Origin of the sequence: Calidithermus roseus (genome assembly GCF_003574095.1) — a bacterium.
GTDB classification, from domain to species: domain Bacteria; phylum Deinococcota; class Deinococci; order Deinococcales; family Thermaceae; genus Calidithermus; species Calidithermus roseus.
Window position 1 is genome coordinate 1 of the sequence record NZ_QWLA01000111.1, and the last position, 7,110, is coordinate 7,110.

At 65.7% G+C, this 7,110-nt stretch carries 7 protein-coding genes; 2 read left to right on the top strand and 5 right to left on the bottom strand.

What is annotated here, in order from left to right; genetic code table 11:
• Nucleotides 1-14: 14 nt before the first annotated feature.
• Complete coding sequence (locus tag Mrose_RS17285; RefSeq protein WP_245970011.1) at nt 15-311, top strand: RNA-guided endonuclease InsQ/TnpB family protein; 297 nt, start codon at nt 15-17, stop codon at nt 309-311.
• Between the two features lie 62 nt (nt 312-373).
• On the opposite strand, the gene Mrose_RS17290 is transcribed toward Mrose_RS17285, so the two are convergent.
• The 5 genes from Mrose_RS17290 to zwf form a co-directional block, all read right to left on the bottom strand.
• Nucleotides 374-1,204 (bottom strand): universal stress protein, encoded by an 831-nt coding sequence (locus tag Mrose_RS17290; protein ID WP_119280390.1) that lies wholly within the window; start codon nt 1,202-1,204, stop codon nt 374-376.
• A 61-nt stretch (nt 1,205-1,265) separates the two neighbouring features.
• Nucleotides 1,266-1,691, bottom strand: a complete 426-nt coding sequence (locus tag Mrose_RS17295) for an EamA family transporter (protein WP_119280392.1) — start codon at nt 1,689-1,691, stop codon at nt 1,266-1,268.
• A gap of 1 nt (nt 1,692) precedes the next feature.
• A complete protein-coding gene (locus Mrose_RS17300; RefSeq protein WP_119280394.1) occupies nt 1,693-2,313 on the bottom strand; it encodes a QcrA and Rieske domain-containing protein in 621 nt (206 codons plus the stop codon).
• A 5-nt stretch (nt 2,314-2,318) separates the two neighbouring features.
• Complete coding sequence (locus tag Mrose_RS17305) at nt 2,319-4,601, bottom strand: glycoside hydrolase family 15 protein (protein WP_119280396.1); 2,283 nt, start codon at nt 4,599-4,601, stop codon at nt 2,319-2,321.
• Complete coding sequence (zwf, locus tag Mrose_RS17310) at nt 4,601-6,043, bottom strand: glucose-6-phosphate dehydrogenase (RefSeq protein ID WP_119280398.1); 1,443 nt, start codon at nt 6,041-6,043, stop codon at nt 4,601-4,603. Before zwf ends, Mrose_RS17305 begins: the two co-directional genes overlap by 1 nt.
• Nucleotides 6,044-6,311: 268 nt before the next feature.
• Here zwf and Mrose_RS17315 point away from each other — a divergent pair, with 268 nt between their 5' ends.
• Nucleotides 6,312-6,869, top strand: a complete 558-nt coding sequence (locus Mrose_RS17315) for a hypothetical protein (protein WP_147371712.1) — start codon at nt 6,312-6,314, stop codon at nt 6,867-6,869.
• Nucleotides 6,870-7,110 lie beyond the last annotated feature (241 nt).

Consider the following 7,110-nt stretch of genomic DNA (forward strand, 5'->3'; position numbering starts at 1 on the left):
GCACCGCCAAGGGGGTGCAGGACGCGGGGTGGGCACAGTTTCTCCAAATCCTCGCCTACAAAGCGGAAGAAGCTGGTAGGCGGGTCGTGGGGGTAGACCCCAAACATACCAGCCAGGACTGCCCGGTATGCGGGCACCGGGAGAAGAAACCCTTGTGGGTCAGGGAGTTCACCTGCCCCGCTTGTGGGGCCTCTCTTCACCGGGATGTGGCTGCGGCCATCAATGTCCTGGCACGGTCGGGGCGTGTACCCGACCGCAGATGGGCTCGGACGGAGCCTTCGGGGATGGGTACGGCATGGGCCGTCCCGTGAGAACCGAGAAGCCCCGCTCTTCAGAGCGGGGAGTCGTCACATCCGCTACCACCACCCGTCCTCTAGGGGCAGATCAAGAGCGCACCCCTGGCTCCTTGTATCACACCATCCACCGTGCGACCAAAGCGCAGGCCCAGGAAGACCCCGTGCCCGTGGGTACCCATCACCAGAAGCGAATGAGGCCCGGTTAGCGAAGCCAGGGCTTCCGCCGGGCGCCCCTGAATCAACTCGGCGGAGACGGGGTCAATGCCGAGCTCGTGAAGGAGTCCCCCTGCCTGGCGCAGGGTGGTCTCGTCTACGCGGCTCTCTTCACGCACCGCCCGCAGCAGGAGGGGCAGACCCCAGCTTTGGGCCAGCCGAGCGGCCACCTGTAGGGCATCGGCGGCTTTTGCGCCACCGTCGTAGGCCAGCACCACCTGGCGGGGCTCGGAGGCCCCTCCTACCGCCAGCCAGACCGGCACCGGGCTGCGGCGCACCCAGGTATCCTGCAGGGCCCGCAGTTTATGGCCCCCCCCAGAGCGACCCAGCACCATCAGGTCGGCCTGGTGGGCAGCCTCGAGCACCTGGGCGGCCACGTCCCCCATGCGCAGCTCGGTGGTGTAGCGCACGCCCGCAGCCTGGCATTCACGCTCGAGGTGATCGAGGCTCTCCTTGGCCCGATCCTCAGCAATCTTGAGCAGATGGGCCTCCATGGACAGATTGGGATCCACGGGCTGGGGCGGCAGGCCGTTGCCCATATCCATCAGCAGCGGCTCGGTCAGGTAGGGAGCCGGGTCGAAGACGTTGAGCCCGTGGATTATTCCGCCGTGTTTTTGGGCGATCTGAAGGGCCTGCTGCAAGGCCATTTGAGCACTTGTGCCGCTGTTGTAGGGAACCAGGATTCGTTCGAACATACGCACTCCTTTCTGACACCGGATAAAAAGACCATCTGAAAACCAGAAAGTCTGCTGGGGGCTAGCGCTTGAAAACCAGTACCAGCACCCCCAGGGTGACCAGAGCGATGCCCAGCCAGTCGCGCAGGCTCGGGCGTTCCCCCAGAAAGAGCATGGCCAGCAGTGCTACCAGCACCACGCTGAGTTTGTCCACCAGGGCCACCCGGTGGGCCTCCCCGAGTTGCAGGGCCCGGAAGTAGGCCACCCAGGAGGCCCCCGTAGCCAGCGCCGAGAGGCCCAGGAAGAGCCAGGCCGGGCCCGGTAAGCTCAGGGGATTGATCCACTTGCCCGAGAGGCCCACAAATGCCAGCAGGGCCCAGAAAATCAGGAAGGTACGCACCAGGGTGGCAAAGTCGGCGTCTACCCCGCGCAACCCCAGCTTGGCCAGAATGGCCGTCAGGGCTGCAAAGAAGGCGGAGAGCAAGGCCCACAGCGCCAACCCGGCCATCTTAGACCTGCGCCCCCACCGGGCCCAAAAACGCACCCGCCACCACGATCTGGGCCCCCTCGAGGCGAATAGGTAGCTGCGCCAGCGCCTGTGGGGCCGGCCCACTGACCACCCGGTCCTGCCGGGGGTCGTACAGCGCCCCGTGGCAGGGGCAGCGCATCAGCTTCTGCGCTGCGTCCCACAGGCTCACCGTGCAGCCCAGGTGGGTGCAGATGGCCGAGTAACAGACCACGCCCTGGGCCGCATGGGCCGCCACCTTGGCGTCGTAGCTGCCGGGGGGTTGTTTGAGCACCAAAAGGGTGTTCTTGGGCTCCTTGTTGCGGATAACTTTGGTCTTGGGGTCCATCGGGAAGGCCAGCTGAAAAGGCCCGCCCTCAGCCAGGTCAGAGGTCAGGATGGGCTGGTTCATCTTGGCGCCGGTGGCGTACACCAGAATGTCCCCCTCCTGCGGGGGCTCGTTCTCGGGGGTCTTGGTGACCCTGGGGATGAGCCCTGCCCCCACGTAAAGGCTCGAGAGCAGCGTGGCTACCGCGGCGGTCCCGAGGGCCGCCTGCAACACTGCTCTCCGGGTGGGCATGGCCTTTTCGTCGGCTTCACGCATGGCTTCTTCACGGTCTTCCATTACCATCACTTCTTTGCCAGCAATACGGTGTGGTCCTGGCCTTCCCAGCCCTCCTCAAAGCGGCGGGTGAACTCGAGCGAACGATGACCTTGCAGCAAATCGGCCTTCAAAAAAACCCCAAACCGCCCCAGTCCCACCGGGACAGCGGCCAGCTCCTGCGTGCCCTGCCAGCCGTCGAAGCCAAAGTGGAGGGCGAAGGGCCTAGCCTCCTCGAGCAGCAGGGTGCGCCCAGGCGGGATGGCAATATAGGGGGTATCGCTGCGCCAGTGCAGTACCGCCAGCGGACGCGGGCGCTGATAGCGCTCGGCCACGGAGCTGATTCGCTCGGCGGGACGGCCCTTCCGCCAGGCCAGAAAGAGCTTCAGGTACTCGGCATGAGCCCAGACCAGGGGCATGGCACTGCCGGTGGGCCTGCCGGGAAAGAGCCCCCGCTCGGGAATCGGCGCACCATCCCAGACCTGCTCGGGGATGAGCCCACCCGCACTCGCGGAGCGGGCCATGGCCTCGAGGTAGCGCCGGGGGTCCTCCCCACTCAGAAGCGCATAATGACCCCGCTCACCCGAGAGCAGCGGCCAGGCCCGACCCACCCCCGTCCCGTCGAAGGGCCGACCGTCGGCATGCTCGCCGTAGCCGTCGTGGTTGTAACGGTGGTAAAAGACCCCGCCTGGGGTCTCGACCCTCAAGAGGGCCTCCACCAGGCGCAGGGTGTCCTGGATGCGGGGGTCGTGGGGGGTGCGCAGCCCCAGCCGAACCAGGTAGAGGAAATCCAGGCTGATGAGTTCTTGGGCGCTCAGGCACTCGCCCCCGCGGTTCTGTACCCGTACCCGTCCCCGCAGGCCCAGCGCCCCCGGTGGGCGAATGCGCACGTAGTGGCCCCGCAGCCCGTACTGCTGGTCGAGGGGGGTGTTCTGCACAAAGGTCCACTCCTCGATGCGGGCGTTCCAGTCGTCGGCCAGCGAAAGGGCGTAACTGCGCTCGGGCTCCTCCAGAAAGGCCGCCCCTGCAACCAGCGCGGCGACCTGCACCCCCAGGGTGTAGGGATTGGCCCCGGCGTTCTCCTCCCAGCGGTCTTGCGGGCTGTAGGGGCCGTTATTTGCGATGAAACGCAGGGCTTGCTGCACCATCCGGGCCGCTCCGACCCGCTCGGAAAGGTGCCCCTCCTCGGCCAGCCGGGCCGCCAGTAGCACCGGCAGGGCCACCTCATCGAGCTGAAGACCCTGCCAGTAGGGGCGGCCATCGGGGTAAAAGTTCTGCGGCCAGCTCCCATCGCGGGCCTGGGTGGCCACCAGATAGGCCAGCATCCGCCCTGCGTCGGCCACCTGACCGGCCATCTGCAGGGCCAGCCCCACCTCCACCGCGTCGCGCGGCCAGACCAGGTGGTAGCCGCCGGGGTCGTCGTGGGTGGGCCCCCAGGGGGTGGAGAGGCTGGCCACCACCGCTCCGGGGTAGGTGGTGTCTTCGTGCACCTTGAGCACCATCGCCGAGGTGCGGGCAAGCCCGGTGAGCTGGGGATTCTCTCCCTCTATCTGTAGCTGGTGGGCCCAGTCCTGCCAGCCCTTCAGGTAGCGGGCCTTGAGGGACGAAAAGCCCTCGGCCAGGCTCGAGGCGGCCAGGGTGTGGGCCCCCTCTGGGGTGCGGGCCAGGCCCAGGGCCAGCACCCCCTCGCCGGTCAGCAGCTCGCCCATCAGGGCTACGTTGCCGCCCTGGGCTCGGCTAAACTGCCAGGTCATGGCCCCGTTGTGCCGGAAGTCCTGCCAGCCGTCGGAATAGCCCACAAACCCCGCGCTGGCCCGCGCAAACCCGGGCTCGGCCAGCCAGCAAAGCGCGGCCCCTTCCTTCTGGGCATACAGAGCAGCACCTTCCAGCCAGGCGGTGTTGCCCTGACCGCTGCCGCCCAGGTGAGGGGCCAGCAGGGGGTAGAGGCGGAACCCTTCGCCCTGGAGCCGGTAGTGCACCAGCATCACGTCTCGTGCGGGATCGGCTAAAAATTCGAGCTCGAGGGTATACCCTTCCCCCTGGTGCACTACTAGGGGCAGGGGAATCTCGGGTGCGGGGGTGGACAGGGTGTAGTTTCGCAGGCGCTTGACCTCGTACCAGGCCCCTTCCCGGGCCACAATAAAGCCCAGGTCGCGGATCTGCGGCTCGCCGGTAGAAGGCCAGAAGACCTCGTTGAGGATGCCGTGCCCCAGCGTAAACCAGACCCGGCTGGTGCCCAGGGCGGTGCCCACCAGGTCCTTGTCGCTGGAAGCCCAGGTCGGGGCAATGCCCGGTGCGCCAAAAGCCTCCATCAGTTTCTCCCCAAAGGCCGCCAAGCGTGCCCCTCGTCCATCAGGCGGCCCATGCCCACCGGCCCCTCCGAGCCCGCCGGGTAGGACTCCGGCTGGCCCTGGACCCAGGCCCCAAGCACCGGCTCCAGAATCCGCCAGGCCCACTCCACCTCGTCAAAGCGCAGGAAGTGCGTGCGGTCGCCTTGCAAGGCGTCCAGCAGAAGCTGTTCGTAGGCGGTGTAGGAGGTGTCACCGGGGCGCTGGTAGGGGGCTTCAAAAACCAGCGAGTGCGTCCTGAGTGACAAGCCTGGCTCCTTGGCCCAGGCCCAAAGCTCCAGGCACTCCTCGGGCCTGGTGCGGAAGACGAGCCAGTTGTGCTGGGGAGGGGCCTCGCCAAAGAACCGGGTAGGCACCTCGCGAAAGGCAATGGCCACTTCGGCGTAGTCGGCCCCCAGCCGCTTACCGCTGCGCAGGTAAAAGGGCACCCCCCGCCAGCGCCAGTTGTCCACGTACAGCTTCAAAGCGGCAAAGGTCTCGGTGGTGGAACTGGGCGGGATGTGGGCCTCCTGCAAATAGCCTGGCACCCGCTGCCCCCTCAGGCTTCCGGCGATGTACTGCCCCCGCACCGCATGGGCGTCTACCTGGTTGGGCGAAATGGGCCGCACCGAGCGCAGCACCTCTACCTTGTGTTCACGCAGAATATCGGCGTCCCAGACCGAGGGGGGCTCGAGGGCCACCAGGGTAAAGAGCTGCATCAGGTGGTTCTGGAGCATGTCCCGCAGGGCCCCCGCGCGGTCGTAATAGCGCCAGCGGCCCTCCACACCCAGGGTCTCGGCATAAGTAATCTGCACCTGGGCGATGTGCTGGGCGTTCCAGACGGGCTCCAGGAAACGGTTGGCCAGGCGGAAAACCAGGAGGTTCTGGGTGGTCTCCTTGCCCAGGAAGTGGTCAATCCGAAAAAGCTGCTCTTCCCGCCAGTAGCGGTGCATCTGGGTGCGCAGGGCCTCTGCGGACGTCAGGTCGTGGCCAAAGGGTTTCTCCACCACCAATCGGCGAAAGCCCTGGGCCTCCTGGTTCAGCCCGGCCTGCCCCAGCCCTTCTGCAGCAAGGCCAAAGAGATCGGGGGGCAGGGCCAGGTAGAAGAGGGCTTTGGTTCCAACGGCGCCGCGCAGGGCGGCCAGCCTCGAGGGACTCAGGTCACCCGAGAGGTACTGCACCTGACCCCGCATCCGCTCCCAGACCGAAGGATCGAACTCCGGTACGAACTCGCGCAGGGCCGCCTCGAGGTGCTGGGCAAAGCGGGCGTCGTCCCACTCGCTCGTGGCATACCCTACCAGCCGAAGCCCTTCCAGATGACCCCTGGCCCACAGCCGGTACAGCGCAGGGGCCAGCAGCCGCCGGGTGAGGTCGCCGGTGGCCCCAAGGATGACCAGCGTGGTTTCGGCGGGCACCTGGGCGTTCATACCCAGATATGCTCTTGCTCTCTGGTTAGGGTTTGGTAAAGGGTTCCCCCAGATGAGGGGGATTCACTGAGCGCTTCGCTGTGTCTGTTGCCAGGCCAGTAGGTTGAGCCGATAAAAGCCCTTCCGTTGGGCCTACAGCTCAAAGCGGGGGAGAAAAAGCACCCAAAGCCTCTGGACTGAATATGCTTACTACCGGAGGGCCCCTCAACCTCCTTCCCACATTGGCCTGCTACCCTTCGCTCGGCCTTAGGCCAGAGGAGGACTAACCGTGAAACAACTACTATGGATACCCCTGGTTTTGGGTTTGGCCCTCGCCCAGACCCCAATCCCCACTCCGGTACAGAGCCCTGCTCAGAGAAGTGAACAGCGCCTGGCTCAAAAAGCCACCCAGGAGATGGCCAAGGCCCAGGCGGCCAAGAGCTACCTGCAGGGCCTTCGCTTGGGCAATACCCCAGCGTGGCTTTCACAGGGCGATGCGCTTTTGACCAAGGCCCAGAGCGACCTGCAAGCCCAGCGGTACTTTGCCGCTAAAGAGCGGGCCGATGCGGCCAAAAAGATCTATGAGGCCGCGCTTATCTTGAACGGACAGCCCCTGGGCAGAACCACGAAAAAGGCTACCCGCCCCGATAAGAGCGCCGAGCAGGCCTATCGAGCCCAGCAGAAAGTAGGACGCCTCGAGGCCGAGCTAGCCTACTACCGCAACAACAACTCCTCCGTTCGCCATCTGCTCGGTGCGGCCAAAGGGCTACAAACCAACCAACCCGAGGTTGCTCGCAAGCTGGCGGAGGCCGGGCTCGATATCATCAAGGCCGATCGGGGGTTCTGACCATTCCTGGGCTAGAGGCTGGTAAGAACCTATCCGAAACGAAGGGAGACAGTTAGGTTTAGAGCATGAAGCGTAGACCGTACCCCTCGGACGTGAGCGATGAGGAGTGGGCCTTGCTCTGTTGCAAGGTTTGTATAGTAGAGCCAGATGGGTCATCAACGCTCCCCAAGACCTTCTTGCCGGGCGGGTAAAGCAGCCCAGTCACGACCGAGCCTGCACCTGGAGGTTGCGCGAATCATCT

Excerpts from the sequence above, each read along its gene's own strand:
- Mrose_RS17290 (WP_119280390.1), bottom strand. The coding sequence starts at position 1,204 with ATGTTCGAACGAATCCTGGTTCCCTACAACAGCGGCACAAGTGCTCAA.
- Mrose_RS17295 (WP_119280392.1), bottom strand. The coding sequence starts at position 1,691 with ATGGCCGGGTTGGCGCTGTGGGCCTTGCTCTCCGCCTTCTTTGCAGCC.
- Mrose_RS17300 (WP_119280394.1), bottom strand. The coding sequence starts at position 2,313 with ATGGAAGACCGTGAAGAAGCCATGCGTGAAGCCGACGAAAAGGCCATG.
- Mrose_RS17305 (WP_119280396.1), bottom strand. The coding sequence starts at position 4,601 with ATGGAGGCTTTTGGCGCACCGGGCATTGCCCCGACCTGGGCTTCCAGC.
- zwf (WP_119280398.1), bottom strand. The coding sequence starts at position 6,043 with ATGAACGCCCAGGTGCCCGCCGAAACCACGCTGGTCATCCTTGGGGCC.